Raw genomic sequence first — 13765 nt, 5'->3', positions numbered from 1 at the left:
ACGAAAACCTCGCTCCGGCGGGGTTTTTTCTTTTGTGAAAGCCAACACAGTTGAGTGATTTACCATGCCGGAATTGCCTGAGGTAGAAACCAGCCGACGCGGTATTGAGCCGCATCTTGCCGGAGCCACCATTTTGCACGCGATTATTCGTAATGGTCGTTTGCGCTGGCCGGTATCCGATGAAATTCATCGTCTCAGCGACCAGCCAGTGCTGAGTGTGCAGCGACGTGCAAAGTATCTGCTGCTGGAGCTGCCGACCGGGTGGATTATCATTCATCTGGGCATGTCTGGTAGCCTGCGCGTGTTGACAGAAGACGTTCCATCCGCCAAACACGACCATGTTGATTTGGTGATGAGCAACGGAAAAATCCTGCGTTATACCGACCCCCGTCGTTTTGGCGCATGGCTGTGGAGCAGCGATCTTGCTAACAGCAATGTGCTGGCTCATTTGGGGCCGGAACCACTGAGCAATACGTTCAGTGCTGACTATCTGTTCGATAAGTCCCTAGGCAGGTTCACGCCTGTAAAACCCTGGCTAATGGACAACAAACTGGTAGTCGGTGTGGGCAATATTTATGCCAGCGAATCGCTTTTTGCTGCCGGTATTCACCCGGATCGCCCCGCAACGGCACTGAGTTATGAAGAAGCTGCATTATTGGTGAATACCATTAAGGCAGTGCTGATGCGTTCAATTGAGCAGGGGGGTACGACGCTCAAAGATTTTCTGCAGACGGATGGCAGGCCTGGGTATTTTGCGCAGGAACTACAGGTTTACGGCCGGGCAGGCCAGCCGTGCCGTGTTTGTGCCGCGCCGTTACTTAGTGGTAAACATGCCCAGCGCAGCACTTTCTATTGTCCAGTTTGCCAGAAGTGAATGCAAAACGGACAGCCATTTACAGCTTTGCCAGCAGAGCGGCGTGTACTGTATCAGGTAAGAAATCGCTGACGTCTCCCTGATGACGTGCCACCTCTTTCACCAGCGATGAAGAGATAAAAGAATATTTCTCTGTTGGCATCAGGAACACACTTTCCAGCCCGGAATGGAGATGGCGATTCATATGCGCCAGCTGCATTTCATATTCGAAGTCAGATACCGCACGCAGGCCCCGGACCAGCACGTTTGCCTGCTGATCGCGGGCGAAACTGGCCATTAAATCACTAAAGCCCGTTACCGATACGTTAGGTAAATGCGCGACCACCTGGCGGGCAAGATCAACACGTTCATCAAGGGAAAACAGTGGTTTCTTACCGGGACTGGCGGCGATCGCCAGCACAATATGGTCGAACATAAGCGCGACACGCGTGACGATATCCAGATGGCCATTGGTCATTGGGTCAAAGGTGCCGGGATAAATTGCTTTTGTGCTCATGCGCGGTCCTTACCTGAAAACTGAGCAGCATGGTGTAAGGCCCAGAGTGCCGTATATTTGTTGAAGGTGTATTGCGCGTTTACCATGGCCAGTAACCACCCCTGTTTACCATCAAGAAAGCTGGCGCGTAATATCAGCGTCTTGCAAAATGCACCAACAGTATGGGCGAATACCGAGAGAATACTGCAGCGTTTTCCCTGCTGATAACGCTGCTTTGCCCAGGCTTCCGCATAGGCAAACTGTTTCCATTGGAAGGCAGAAAAGTCACGGCAGGTCAGATGCAACAGGTCCCCATCCAGCGCAACCACTGCCGCATTCCTGGCGTCGAGTGACTCATGCACCTGGTGATCGCTATAGTAAAACGTATGCGGGTAGAGCCTGATTACCCGGTCAGGATACCATCCGCTGTGACGCATAAAGCGTCCAAGAAACAGGTTGCGGCGCCCCAAACTGTAAACAGTGTTTGAGGTGGGCTGTGCTAATACGGCTTCAATGGCCTTTCTCAGCCGTGGCGTGACGCGCTCATCGGTGTCGATCATTAAAATCATCGGATGACTGGCGTAGCGTTGTGCCAGCTGCCGTTGCCTGCCATAGCCGTGCCACTCAGTGCTGTGAAAAACTTTTGCACCATGACGGGCGGCAATTTGTGGTGTGTCGTCTCTGCTACCGGAATCCAGTAAAACGATTTCATCGGCCCAGCTGACTGATGCCAAACATTCTGGCAACAGGTCTGCTGCATCTTTGGCAATCAGCACAACGGATAAAGCCTGTAGTGAGGTCATTTAGTGATTCCGCTGGGGCAAATAGGGTTCCAGTAACGTTAACAGGCGCTGAAGAGCGCCCTGGTTCTGATGAAGCACTTCAACGGCATGGCGACCACAGTAAAGCCTGTAGTCCTCATCCGTTAGTAGGGTGCCAATCTCTTTATCCAGCGAGCTGGCGTCAGTGACGGTGATCAGGCCATCCGCATGTGAAAGCCTGGCACAGATGTCTTTAAAGTTAAACGTGTGTGGCCCCATCAGTACCGGAATGGCATGTGCGGCGGCCTCAAGTGGATTGTGCCCCCCGCGTTCAACCAGGCTACCCCCGACAAAAGCCAGATCGGTGATGCCGTAGAGTAACATCAATTCACCCATAGTGTCGCCAATGACTACCTGGGTGCTGCCAGATGGAATTTCGCCGCTACTACGTAAAATAAAGCTGAAGCCACTTTTCTGCGTCATGTCGCGAGCGGTCGAAAAGCGTTCAGGATGGCGGGGCACCAGAATCAACAGCAAGGTGGGAAACCGCGCCAGCAACCTGCGATGTGCATCCAGAATAATACTTTCTTCTCCATCATGGGTGCTGGTGGCAATCCACACCGGACGACGGGGAGCCCATTGGCGACGCAAGGCAACGGCGCGAGCCGCCAGTTCGGGCGTGACAGAAATATCGAATTTCAAACTGCCCGTCACGGTGAGCTGAGAGCGTTTCAGTCCCAGACTGATAAAGCGCTCACCGTCTTCTGAATTTTGTGCGGCGATAAGGGTTATCTGCCGCAGCAAAGGCCGCATAAACTTGCCAAGCTTTTTATAGCCTCTGGCCGAACGCTCCGACAGACGGGCGTTAGCAATGACCAGCGGAATGTTACGGGCATGAAGTTCAGCGATCATGTTTGGCCACAGTTCCGTCTCCATAATGATCACCAGGCATGGCTTCACGTTATCAAGAAAACGCTTCATCGGACTGGGTAAATCGTAAGGCAGGTAGACGTGATGTACATCCTTACCAAACGCCGAGGTAGCGCGTTCTGAACCGGTTGGCGTCATGGTGGTGACAGTGATGGGCATCGCGGGATAACGGTGGCGCAGGGCGCGCACCAGCGGCACTGCGGCCAGCGTCTCGCCCACCGAAACGGAATGCAGCAGAATGCCGTCCGGCTTAACTTTGCCGGCACAATAGCCATAACGCTCCGCCCAGCGTTTACGATAGGCGGGTGCTTTACGGCCCCGTATCCAGAGCCGGAGCCAGATCAAAGGCTGAATGAGATAAAGCAGGACGGTATAAAGTGTTGTCATCAAAGTTTCAAAAACAGTACACAGAAGCCTGCGTCAGAGAATGCCGAAAAAGAAAAACAGTACGCCATGTTAGCAGATACTCTTTGCGGCTCACACTACTTATCAGGGGGACTGCAATACTTGTTGATAAAGGTCATGAAGCTCCTTTGCCAGATGCTGTGGCGAACAGGGCAGGATGCGTAAGCGGGCTGCATCGCCCATTCGACTGTCACTGCTTTTCAGGGGAATCGCCGCCGCCGCCGCTGTTAGCGCCGGAATATCCAGCGCATCACAGACAAAGCCTTGTTCACCATTGACGATAAATTCCGCCCCGCCACAGGTAAAGCTGGTGATCACCGGTAAGCCACAGGCCATCGCCTCAAGAATAACGTTAGGAAACGGATCGTACAGTGTGGGCAGAATCAGGCAGTCGGCGGCGTGATAGAAAGGGATAACGTTATGCTGTACTCCAAGGAAATGTACGCGACTGGCGCATCCCAGACGACGCGCCAGATTCACATAATGCGGCTGTTGTTTATCCTGCCCAACCACTAACAGATGCATATCGGTAGCCGCCAGAGCACAAATGCTGGCCTTCAACCCTTTGCGTTCAAATCCGGAACCAACATAGATAAAAACTTTGCGTTCAACCCTAATGCCCAGTGTTTTGCGGGACTGCTGCCGTTGCTCCGGTGTAGCGGGCGTAAAGCGCTGTGCATCAATAGCATTATAAATAACCGCGAATTTCTCTTCAGGGATCTGAAAACAGCTCATGATGTCCTGCTTTACCATCAGCGAATTACAAATAATCTTTTTCAGCGAGGGGGCGCGAAACATGGTTTCTTCCGCTTTCATGACATAGCGATGATAGAAGCTGAATCGTGTCATCAGGCGCTGTACGGGTGAGAGAATTCTTGCCCGCTGTTTCAGCCAGACGCGGTGTACCCCGTCCCCGGCCCGAAAAATATCACACCCGGCAATACGCTCGTGGCTTTGCACGATATCAAACTGTTCACGTTGCCAGCACGCGCGTGCCGCCACGGCAAAACCACGTTCACGGGAGATCCGCCCCCACTTTTCAGGATTGCAGATATGTAAATGCCAGCCCGGCTTTGGCTCACCCTGCCAGCTTCGGGTAATAATGTTCAATTCCAGTCTGTCATCGTCAAGCGCTTCCAGTGCGCGTGCAATAAATCGTTCCGCACCGCCGTCAGGCCGATATTTCTGACGGACGATTGCCAGGCGAACTTTATTCATCCAGATATTTCCTTGCTGCGTTCACCACGACTTCAAGCGGAATTGCCGAGAGATAACGCGTTTCAGTTTTGGTATCAATGCTGTCTGGCGAGGGCAGCGGGGCGTAATCACCAGCCCAGATAATCTGGTTGTTCCCCCCCCAGGGGCACCATTGTTTCAGTTTGGAGGGGCCAAACAGCGCGATACAGGGGGTATTTAACGCTGCGGCCATATGCATGGGTGCTGAATCCACGCCGATAAACAGGCGGGCATGATCGATCAATGCAGCCAGTTGTGGCAGCGTGAGCTGACCGGCCAGTGAAATAACGCCCGGGTTATGGCAGAGTGAAAGAATATTTTCAATCATCGCCTGCTCTTTTTTGTCAGGCGCGGCCGTCAGCACGATGTCATAACCTGATGCCGTCAGAGCATCAATCAGCCCGGCAACTTTGTTATCTTCCCAGCATTTGAATATCCAGCGAGAGGTGGGCTGGATCACAATACAGCGTTCAGGTGATGTATGATATCGTGCCAGAATCGCGAAGGTTTGCTGCCAGTCACTGTCGGTGTAATGCATTGACACCGCGAAATCAGCGGACTGAATACCCAGTGGAACGAGCGCCGCCATGTTTTGTTCTACCGTATGCAGTTCATGATGATTCAGAGTTGAAACAAGATGAGTGTGTGCCTGATGCCACAAGATATTCTGTCGTTTAAGAAAGTTGAAGCCAATCCGCAAGGGTGACCCTGACAGTTTGGCCATGATTGCGCTACGCCACTGATCGGCCAAATTGATCACCAGATCGTAATGCTCTCGACGAATCTTGCGTACCAGCGCAATCTCATGGTGAATATGCTGCCCGCTTCCCTCTTTTTTCCAGTTACGATCGATGATGTGCAGCTGGCGAATCCCAGGGTGCGCCTGCAACATGGGCCGTGTTTCTTTATAGAGCAGCACATCCAGGCTGGCCGAAGGGTAATGCTGCAGCAGCGCGTTAATGACTGGCGTGATCAGCAACATGTCGCCGTGATGGCGCAATTTTATCAGCAGAATCTTATGCGGCACAAAGCTGGCAGGAATTGGCGAAAGAGTGGGCATGCTCATTAGATCTCAAAGTCAGGTGTGCCGATTGTAAGGGAAACGCTGTTATGGTCAAAGGCAGCACCTGCCTGCATTATCAAAGGAAATAGCCACAGCATAATTATTGCATCTCTTATCGGTTTCACAATAGCTGGCCCGGCAAATGGGCACCAGGCAATGCCCGCCTCACCTGATAACCATGCGCTAATGGTCGCTGAAACCTGACGTTACGTATAGTGGTACCTTTCTTATTACTGATCGTCACCGTATTACATCACCTGGTCTAACCAGAGATTGCGGCTGCGTTTTGCCGCAGTGCTGGTGTTCCTCAATGTCAATGGTTCTTTTCCGTCAGGTGTTGCGCACTGCGTGCATAAATAAATTCATAGATGTCATCCAGTTTCCGCGCATCAAGTGCGAAGAGCTTTTCGGCCGGATGAACAAATTTATAGGGTGCCTGAAAATAAATGATAAAGGCGCTATATGGTCCGGCCCAATCAGCAGGACCTCACCCAAAGGCCGCTGTTCTTCAACGCTACAAGGGCCATATATCACGACGATGGGCACATTTTGCGCGTCGGCAATATAAACATTTCCAGAGTCGGATGCGATATAAAAGTCCATGTTACCTATAGCGCCTGGCAGCTCTTCCAGTGTTATTTTACCGATCATGTTGACGATGTTATGGCTGCCATCAAGTACATTGTAAAGCTGCTGTAGCAAGGGGCGCTCGCCGGGGGTGCCAAAAACGTAGAAAAGGCAGGGAAGCGAGTCGAGTCGTTCGAAAAGCGTTTTCCATATCGTTGCCGGAATTGTCTTGGACTGATTTCCTGCGGAAATGCTGATGCCAATTTTAATCATATCCCGGCGAAATAGCTCTTCCGGTAGGTTTTGCGGCTGATAAAGTGGAAAGGTTGCGTGTTTCGGATAGCTGTTTCTGTCGAGGGTGCGATCGGCGAGAGGCTGGTAGCTTTCCAACGTCAGGGACATTCTGCTGTGTTCAATCACATCATTCGCCGTAGCGTAGAAAAGCCCGTGATACCATTTTCTTCGGTAGGTCGAGATAAATTGCTTTTTTGAAGCGTTACAGATTGCGACACAAAACAGATTCAGGCCATCGGGATGCAGCAGATAGATGCTGTCGTAACGGTTGATCAGCGCGAATGCCAGCTTCAGCCGCGTAAGCATACTGCTTTTATAATTTTCAATGTAGAAAATCTGCTCAAGCGTAGTATCGTGCTCTGCCAGTGGCGCAACCGAACGACTCAGCAGTGCGTCGCTGTGCTTGAGGTGTTTCAACAGGGGAGTGATATTAATAAAGTCCCCAATTTTTGCCGTCTGGATAACCAGATTGCGTGATGTTTTTCTGTGTCCCCACTTCTTTAGCAGCTTTACAGGCAGAAAAAGCAGGAATAACAACACATAATTCACGCCCTGTTCTCCCTGAGCGAAATTAATCCCTCACAGCCACAATCTGAACCGACAAGTTTTGATATTTTGCACACATCTGATACTAACCTTTGATACCCATTCCCAATCATCGCCGTTATCATGGGCTAAAACTTTAAATCATAATGAAAGAAAAGTGTGATTTTCATTTGGCGCGAAGCGTTTGGCAAAGGCTTCGACATTCATAATGTTATTTTCCGGTCAGAGAGGTCGGTAAAGTGTTTGAGTTTATTATTTAACTCAAGATATTGCTGGCATATCGTGTCAACACTGTAAGGCTCAAGGTTTAGCTGGGTTATATCTGGCGGATTTTCCCAAATCTCTTTCATGGTCGCGGCCAGCGAGTCATCATTCATCTCTGCCAGGCCACGCGCAAGCTCGCCAGTCAGGATTGTGGTTGGCCCTCCAGGACAGCGAGTGCTGACGACGGGTGTGTGGCAGATTAACGCTTCGACCAGTACATTACCAAAACCTTCACTGTCTGAGCTGACAACCAGCATACGTGCATTGCGGATCCACGGATAAGGATTGCTGGTAAACCCCTTAAATATCACTCTTTCACTGATAGCCAGTTCGATAGCCAGTTTTTTCAGCCTCTCTTTAATATCATCACTTCCCTGGCCAATCAGCACCAGCGGTGCGGTAAGGCCGCTTTTAGCATAGGCTCGAAGCAGACGATCGTGGCGTTTAGTCTGGTGAAAGCGACCAACATGCACCAGGTAATCTTCTCCAGCCATTTTGCACGGTTTCAACGACTGCTGGCGCACGGCATCAAAGTCAAAAGGGTTATAAATAACCACTTCACGTGCGGGGTGTACCCGAAAGGCCTGTTTAAGATCGTCTATAACGTACTGTGAAACGCCAAGGACGTTGCGATTTTCATAAACCTTTTTAGTTTTCGCTTTCTTTAGCCACAGGGAAAAACCTTTGCGCTGCGTCAGATAGGACGCGGAAAAGACCCCGTGCAGGCAGAACCAGGTTTTTGCGGAAAACAGGGCATCGCAGCGTCTGACGATTCGATCGGTTTTGTGCAAATGGGAAACCACCAAATCGAAGTGTCCACTTGCCTGTTCTGTTTCGATAATGGCCTGATTAAGTAATGCAGCGCGACGGCTGAGTTCCGTCAGCTTTCGCCAGGGCTTTTTGCAATCATCTTTAATGACCAGATAGTGCAGGCCATCAGGGATGGGGTAATCACACACATCTCTCAGGGAAAATAACGAAACGTGATGGCCGCAGTCAATCAATCCGCTGGCGAGGGTCAGCACGACTTTCTCCGCCCCCCCGCCAGGCAGGCCATCAATGATCATCAAAATACGATTGGACAATTTTTCACCCTTTAACAGAGGTATTTTCTTGCGGGGAAATGTTTTTTCCCTGCCGTACTCAATACAACGCACTGTTTCCCTGTCTGTTCAGATAATCTCGTTGTTCTGGTTGATTATAATGAAGCTACCAATCTGAGCGCCTTAACGCCTGAGGTTATCTTAAAAAATTAATAATGATAGTGCTATTCAAGCTGAGGCTATCAGCAAATCTTTTTGCGTCTCCCCGGAGTGCTGCGTAACATACCAACAAGGTCATCACAGAGCCTGACATTGGTATGAACAAACCAGCATTCTTAATTACCATTGATACGGAAGGCGACAATCTGTGGCGTAACCGTTCTGGTAATGTTACGACAAGAAATGTGGCTTTTCTTAGTCGCTTCCAACAGGGTTGTGAAAAATTTACTTTTAAGTCGACCTGGCTGACCAACTACGAAATGGCTATCGATCCGGCTTATGTTGAGTTTACCTGGGATGTGATTGCCCGAAAAACGGGTGAAGTGGGCATGCATCTGCACGCCTGGAACAATCCACCGGGCTATCAACTCACCGAAAATGACTGGCAGTTTCAGCCTTATCTGATCGAATATCCTCAGCACGAAATACGCAAAAAAGTGGCTTTTATGACGCAACTTCTGCAAGAGATATTTAACATAAAAATGCTGAGTCATCGTGCCGTGCGGTAGGCATTTAATGAATATTATGCCCAACTGCTGATGGAATTTGGCTATCAGGCTGACTGTTCGGTCACGCCGGGCGTCAATTGGCAATCTGCCACTGGTGCCCCCCAGGGAAAAGGTGGCACCCATGACACGCGCTTTCCTCGCTGTGCTTATTATATTGATCCGAATGACATTTCACGTCCTGGTGACGGCACGCTGTTAGAGGTGCCAATGAGTATTCAATATCGGCACTCGCCAATGATGAATGCCCTCAAGCAAGGCTATGATCGGCTGTGGGGCAAAAAGCGTGGCCCCTCCGTGCACTGGTTACGTCCCGCGGGTGGTAAGGTGCGGCAAATGATCGACGTGACGGAGAAATCCCTTACCTCTGGTGCAGATTATGTGGAGTTTATGCTTCATTCGTCTGAAGTTATGACTGATGGGAGTCCAACGTTTAAAAATAACGCCGATATTAAGCGGCTCTACGACGATCTCGACAGGTTATTTACGTGGCTGAAAAGCAGAACGCGCGGTATGACGTTGGCGGAATACGCTGCTTTTAAATCAGCCGGGAAGCGTAATACGCCGTGAGCCTGACGGGACTGGTAACTTGAAAAGCCACGACGACGAGGTTTACAAATCTCGTTTACGTACTGTCAGCATTTTCCTTTTATAACTCGTCCTGATCTTACCGTTTAAAAGAAACCGCGTCAGGCTTACCCTGGCGATACGTTCTCTTACCTGACTGCCCTGGGAAGTACCGCGTAACACGGCATGATGACGATTGGCGATATTCAGCCAGTGGCAGGTTATCAGGTGCTCAAATTGCGCAGGTAAAACCTTATCCATATTTTCAGTCGCGGCAATGAGACAGGCAATTTTAGGCGCATCAATTCTTGTCGACAGACTATTCGGATGCTTGTAGTAAAGATAAAAACCGCCGTACGTAAATAGCGTTTTATTGCTTTTGGTCAGCAGCAGTGGGAACAGCCAGGTGTCTTCGTAACAAATGAAATCAGGGAACGGGTTTTGTTGCAGCAGTGCTCGGATGAAAAACTGACCGATAAAATGTGCCTGAAAGTCGCGATGAATAAGAAAACGTTCGATGGCATTGTGGCGACTCAGTTCGGTAAACTTACCTGGCAGCCATTGCGGTTGTGGTGATTCAGGGCGAACTTCAATGATTTTACTCAGCAGGATATCTGGCTTGTGCAGGTCCAGCGTGTTCAGCCTCTCCCGCAATGCGCCTGGCAGCAAACGATCATCTCCGTCAACCATCAGAATGTAATCACCGCGAGATTGCTGAACGGCGTAATTACGCACCTTGCCAACGTTACGGTAGCGCGTATGGAAATGCCGGAGGGACGCAATTTGCAGTGCGTAATTATCAATTATCGCCTGAGTCCTGTCCGTTGAGTCATCGTTAATAATCACAATCTCGGTACGAGACAGCGCGTCGCCCAGTGATGCGACAATACTGTCCAGCGTACCAGTAAGATACTCGCCGCAGTTATGTGCAGCGATAAGGATGCTCAGGCGGGGTGTGGTCATCGGTTTTTAGTCTGTTTCGATCAGAGGGTGGAGATGCCTGACGACTGTCTCCGGGGAAATATCCGCCATATTATTGCCTTTCTCCGGGCGTAGCACATGTTGATTTCTACCATAGCCGCCGATCAGTCCAGGATCGGTCGGACCATAAAGCGTGATATTAGGACGATTCAGCGCTGCCGCCAGATGGCTCAGGCCCGTATCAACGGAGACGACTGCTTTTGATCCTGCCAAGGTGTGTGCTACTTGCTCCAGTGTGAGTTTAGTCAATACTTCAGCGTGGTCAAAACCCTCAGCCAGCCGTAACGCCCGCTGATGCTCAGGTTCACTTCCCCACGGTAGTTTTATCTTCAGCCCGCTGCTTTGCAATAGCTCGATCAGTTTCCGCCAGTGTTTTTCAGGCCAGTGCTTTGCCGCGCGGGTAGTAGCATGGAGAAACACCAGATAATGCAAGGCATCGGCGGGCGGCGTTCCCAGAAAATGTCCGGCGATGGCGTAATTTCCCTGGCTGTCTGGCTGCGGATAACCCAGGCTTTTGGCAAACAGCTCTCGCGTACGCTGTACCGCATGCTGCTGCTTATTAATTTCATGGCGTCTGTCGTACCACCAACTGGCAAAAGGTTCACGGGCGCTGCGGCTGTCCTGACCATGCTTGATGCCTTTAGCCAAACGCGTCACCAGCGCGGCACTTTTGATTAAACCCTGTGCATCAATAACCAGGTTGTACTCGCGTGACTGAAGCTCTCGTTTAAACAGAAAGCGCTGTTCACGCACTTCACTGCCAAACCAGTGTTTGCGCCAGCGACGAATGGCCACCGGAATAACCCGGTCCACTGCCGGATGCCAGCTGGGGATTTGCGCGAAATCCTCCTCAACCACCCAGTCAAAACGAATGTTTGCCAGCGCCTGCATGGCATCCGTCAGCGCTGGCAAGGTATGCAGTACGTCGCCCATTGAGGACGTTTTAACGATCAGGACCTGCATGGGTTCTCCTGATTTTCATTCAGCAATGTTGCCAACTCGGTAGCAACCTGCGGGGGTTGAATATCGATCAGGCCCTGGTGATAGCCTTCTGCCGTGTCGCCCTTGCGCACTTTGTGGTAGCCAGTAATCAAACGGATAACGCGTGCCTGATGAGAAAGCGGCGGCGTGAAATCAGGGCTGCTGGGGCCATATAACGCGATTAACGGACGGCCCAGTGCGGCAGCAATGTGCATCAGACCCGAATCATTGCTGATAACGGCACGACAGCACGCCAGCAGAATCACTGCCTGATCCAGTTTGGTTTCACCCGCGAGGTTACGACAGTACTGGCGGTTCGCTTCCGGCAAACTTTGCAGGATCTGCTCGCCTGTTTTCTGGTCTTTTTCCGAGCCAAACAACAGAATCTGATAGTCATTTTCAATCAACATCTGTGCCAGCGCCGCATAGTGATAATGTGGCCAGCGTTTGGCGGGGCCAAATTCGGCACCGGGACAGAAACCAATCATCGGCCTGTTCACCGCCAGAGTGAATGCTGCCATGGTTGTCTCTTTTTCTGATTCGCTGACGCTGAGTGCAGGCCACAGCAGCGGCTGGGGGAGGTCCTTTGCGCTGACGATCTGTCCTTTGTGATACGCCAGCGTAACGTAACGTTGCACCATCAGCGGAAAAGCCGCCTTATCCAATACCCGGATATCATTCAACAACCCATAGCGCATTTCTCCACGCCAGCCGGTACGGATTTTAATATCAGCAAAAAAGGGGACCAGCGCAGATTTAAAAGAGCCGGGCAGAACGTAAGCACGCTGGTAGCCTTTATCACGCAGGGCTTTTCCCAGATGGCGACGTTCGCCCAGCGCCAATGCGCCGTGACCCAACGGCATTGGTAGCGCGGCATTCACTTCCGGCATGCGTGAGAGTAATGGGCGGCACCATGCCGGGGCCATAACGTCGATGCTGGCCTCAGGATGCAAGGATTTAAGCGTGCGATAGAGGCTTTGTGACATCATCATATCGCCAACCCAGGAAGGGCCAATGACCAAAATTTTCATTGCCGGAAGTGCCTTTTACACGTTGCGGTTCAGCCAGGCCATGTACTCTGCCACACCTTCAGCCACCGTTTTGAAAGGCTTATCATAGCCAGCTGCACGTAGTTTGCTTTGATCTGCCAGCGTGAAAGCCTGATAGCGGCCTTTCAATTTCTCCGGGAACGGGATGTATTCGATTTCCCCTTTCTGATGAAAGTGTAATGCTGCATCGGCCACTTCCTGGAAAGACTCAGCGCGGCCGGTACCGCAGTTAAAGATGCCCGAAACCTTGTTCTGCCAGAACCAAAAATTGACGGCCGCCACGTCTTCGACATAAATAAAATCACGTTTGAAATTATCGCTGCCTTCAAAAAGTTTTGGATTTTCACCGTTGTTTAATTGGGTGTTGAGATGGAAAACCACGCTGGCCATGCTGCCTTTGTGGCCTTCACGTGGCCCATAAACGTTGAAGTAGCGGAAGCCACATACCTGTGATTCCGCTTCAGGCAGGATTTGACGAACGTAGTGATCGAACAACATTTTGGAGTAGCCGTAAACGTTGAGCGGCTGTTCAAACTGGCGTTCTTCAATGAAGTTGTCGTTGCGCCCGCCGTAAGTCGCCGCAGAAGACGCGTACAGGAAAGGAATCTGACGTTCGAGGCAGTAATGGAGAAGCTCTTTGGAGTACTGATAGTTGTTGTCCATCATGTACTTGCCATCCCATTCGGTGGTCGAAGAGCAGGCACCTTCATGGAACACTGCCTCGACATCACCAAAATCTTCATCAGCAAGCACCGCGATCAGGAAATCTTCTTTGTCCATATAATCAGTGATGTTCAGATCAACCAGATTGGCGAATTTGGTGCCATCTTTCAGGTTGTCGACCACCAGAATATCGGTGTGACCCTGGTCATTGAGCGCCTTGACGATATTGCTTCCAATAAATCCCGCGCCACCAGTAACGATAATCATAAGCTTGAACCTTTAAAATGTGGGTGAAACGGAGGGTTTCACGCGTTGATACGGTGCATCATAACATCTCCGGG

Annotated in this window: 12 protein-coding genes and 1 pseudogene; 2 read left to right on the top strand and 11 right to left on the bottom strand. The window is 50.8% G+C overall.

Going from position 1 to position 13765, the window contains the following annotated elements; translation table 11 throughout:
• The first annotated feature begins 64 nt into the window (after positions 1–64).
• Positions 65–874: a bifunctional DNA-formamidopyrimidine glycosylase/DNA-(apurinic or apyrimidinic site) lyase gene (gene mutM, locus LU633_RS24175; RefSeq protein ID WP_016191313.1), complete on the top strand. Its 810-nt coding sequence runs from the start codon at positions 65–67 to the stop codon at positions 872–874.
• A gap of 19 nt (positions 875–893) precedes the next feature.
• Here mutM and coaD read toward each other — a convergent pair whose 3' ends face one another.
• From coaD to LU633_RS24140, 7 genes are all read right to left on the bottom strand, one after another.
• The gene (gene coaD / locus LU633_RS24170) at positions 894–1370 is read right to left on the bottom strand and encodes a pantetheine-phosphate adenylyltransferase (RefSeq protein ID WP_016191312.1); all 477 of its coding nucleotides are present in this window, start codon (positions 1368–1370) and stop codon (positions 894–896) included.
• The gene (locus tag LU633_RS24165; RefSeq protein ID WP_016191311.1) at positions 1367–2152 is read right to left on the bottom strand and encodes a glycosyltransferase family 2 protein; all 786 of its coding nucleotides are present in this window, start codon (positions 2150–2152) and stop codon (positions 1367–1369) included. Before LU633_RS24165 ends, coaD begins: the two co-directional genes overlap by 4 nt.
• Positions 2153–3427, bottom strand: coding sequence for a lipid IV(A) 3-deoxy-D-manno-octulosonic acid transferase (waaA, locus tag LU633_RS24160; RefSeq protein WP_016191310.1), 1275 nt, complete (start codon positions 3425–3427; stop codon positions 2153–2155). It abuts the gene before it with no gap.
• Positions 3428–3529: 102 nt separating this feature from the next.
• On the bottom strand, positions 3530–4663 hold the full coding sequence (locus LU633_RS24155; protein WP_016191309.1) for a glycosyltransferase family 4 protein: 1134 nt from the start codon (positions 4661–4663) through the stop codon (positions 3530–3532).
• A complete protein-coding gene (gene rfaQ / locus LU633_RS24150; RefSeq protein WP_016191308.1) occupies positions 4656–5741 on the bottom strand; it encodes a putative lipopolysaccharide heptosyltransferase III in 1086 nt (361 codons plus the stop codon). The genes LU633_RS24155 and rfaQ overlap by 8 nt, the downstream gene beginning before the upstream one ends.
• A 333-nt stretch (positions 5742–6074) precedes the next feature.
• Positions 6075–7154 carry a glycosyltransferase family 9 protein gene (locus LU633_RS24145; RefSeq protein WP_016191307.1) on the bottom strand — a complete coding sequence of 360 codons (1080 nt, stop codon included), beginning with the start codon at positions 7152–7154 and terminating at the stop codon, positions 6075–6077.
• Positions 7155–7354: 200 nt separating this feature from the next.
• Positions 7355–8500 (bottom strand): glycosyltransferase, encoded by a 1146-nt coding sequence (locus tag LU633_RS24140; protein WP_232426871.1) that lies wholly within the window; start codon positions 8498–8500, stop codon positions 7355–7357.
• Positions 8501–8775: 275 nt separating this feature from the next.
• Between LU633_RS24140 and LU633_RS24135 the strand changes: the two are divergent.
• A pseudogene (locus LU633_RS24135) lies at positions 8776–9753 on the top strand (deacetylase).
• 42 nt (positions 9754–9795) lie between these two features.
• Here LU633_RS24135 and LU633_RS24130 read toward each other — a convergent pair.
• From LU633_RS24130 to rfaD, 4 genes are read right to left on the bottom strand one after another with little or no spacing between them, the layout of a single operon-like run.
• Positions 9796–10713 (bottom strand): glycosyltransferase family 2 protein, encoded by a 918-nt coding sequence (locus LU633_RS24130; protein WP_016191303.1) that lies wholly within the window; start codon positions 10711–10713, stop codon positions 9796–9798.
• Positions 10714–10719: 6 nt separating this feature from the next.
• Positions 10720–11694 carry a lipopolysaccharide heptosyltransferase RfaC gene (rfaC, locus tag LU633_RS24125; protein ID WP_016191302.1) on the bottom strand — a complete coding sequence of 325 codons (975 nt, stop codon included), beginning with the start codon at positions 11692–11694 and terminating at the stop codon, positions 10720–10722.
• Positions 11682–12743: an ADP-heptose--LPS heptosyltransferase RfaF gene (rfaF, locus tag LU633_RS24120; protein WP_016191301.1), complete on the bottom strand. Its 1062-nt coding sequence runs from the start codon at positions 12741–12743 to the stop codon at positions 11682–11684. Before rfaF ends, rfaC begins: the two co-directional genes overlap by 13 nt.
• A gap of 15 nt (positions 12744–12758) precedes the next feature.
• Positions 12759–13691 carry an ADP-glyceromanno-heptose 6-epimerase gene (rfaD, locus tag LU633_RS24115; protein ID WP_016191300.1) on the bottom strand — a complete coding sequence of 311 codons (933 nt, stop codon included), beginning with the start codon at positions 13689–13691 and terminating at the stop codon, positions 12759–12761.
• Positions 13692–13765: the final 74 nt, after the last annotated feature.

It is taken from the genome of Erwinia tracheiphila, from assembly GCF_021365465.1.
Lineage (GTDB): Bacteria > Pseudomonadota > Gammaproteobacteria > Enterobacterales > Enterobacteriaceae > Erwinia > Erwinia tracheiphila.
This window is presented reverse-complemented; position numbering and strand designations above follow the sequence as displayed.

Bases quoted from the DNA above. Each gene is read 5' to 3' on its own strand.
- rfaQ (WP_016191308.1), bottom strand. From the start codon at position 5,741: ATGCCCACTCTTTCGCCAATTCCTGCCAGCTTTGTGCCGCATAAGATT.
- rfaF (WP_016191301.1), bottom strand. From the start codon at position 12,743: ATGAAAATTTTGGTCATTGGCCCTTCCTGGGTTGGCGATATGATGATG.
- LU633_RS24130 (WP_016191303.1), bottom strand. From the start codon at position 10,713: ATGACCACACCCCGCCTGAGCATCCTTATCGCTGCACATAACTGCGGC.
- mutM (WP_016191313.1), top strand. From the start codon at position 65: ATGCCGGAATTGCCTGAGGTAGAAACCAGCCGACGCGGTATTGAGCCG.
- LU633_RS24165 (WP_016191311.1), bottom strand. From the start codon at position 2,152: ATGACCTCACTACAGGCTTTATCCGTTGTGCTGATTGCCAAAGATGCA.
- coaD (WP_016191312.1), bottom strand. From the start codon at position 1,370: ATGAGCACAAAAGCAATTTATCCCGGCACCTTTGACCCAATGACCAAT.
- waaA (WP_016191310.1), bottom strand. From the start codon at position 3,427: ATGACAACACTTTATACCGTCCTGCTTTATCTCATTCAGCCTTTGATC.
- LU633_RS24155 (WP_016191309.1), bottom strand. From the start codon at position 4,663: ATGAATAAAGTTCGCCTGGCAATCGTCCGTCAGAAATATCGGCCTGAC.
- rfaD (WP_016191300.1), bottom strand. From the start codon at position 13,691: ATGATTATCGTTACTGGTGGCGCGGGATTTATTGGAAGCAATATCGTC.
- rfaC (WP_016191302.1), bottom strand. From the start codon at position 11,694: ATGCAGGTCCTGATCGTTAAAACGTCCTCAATGGGCGACGTACTGCAT.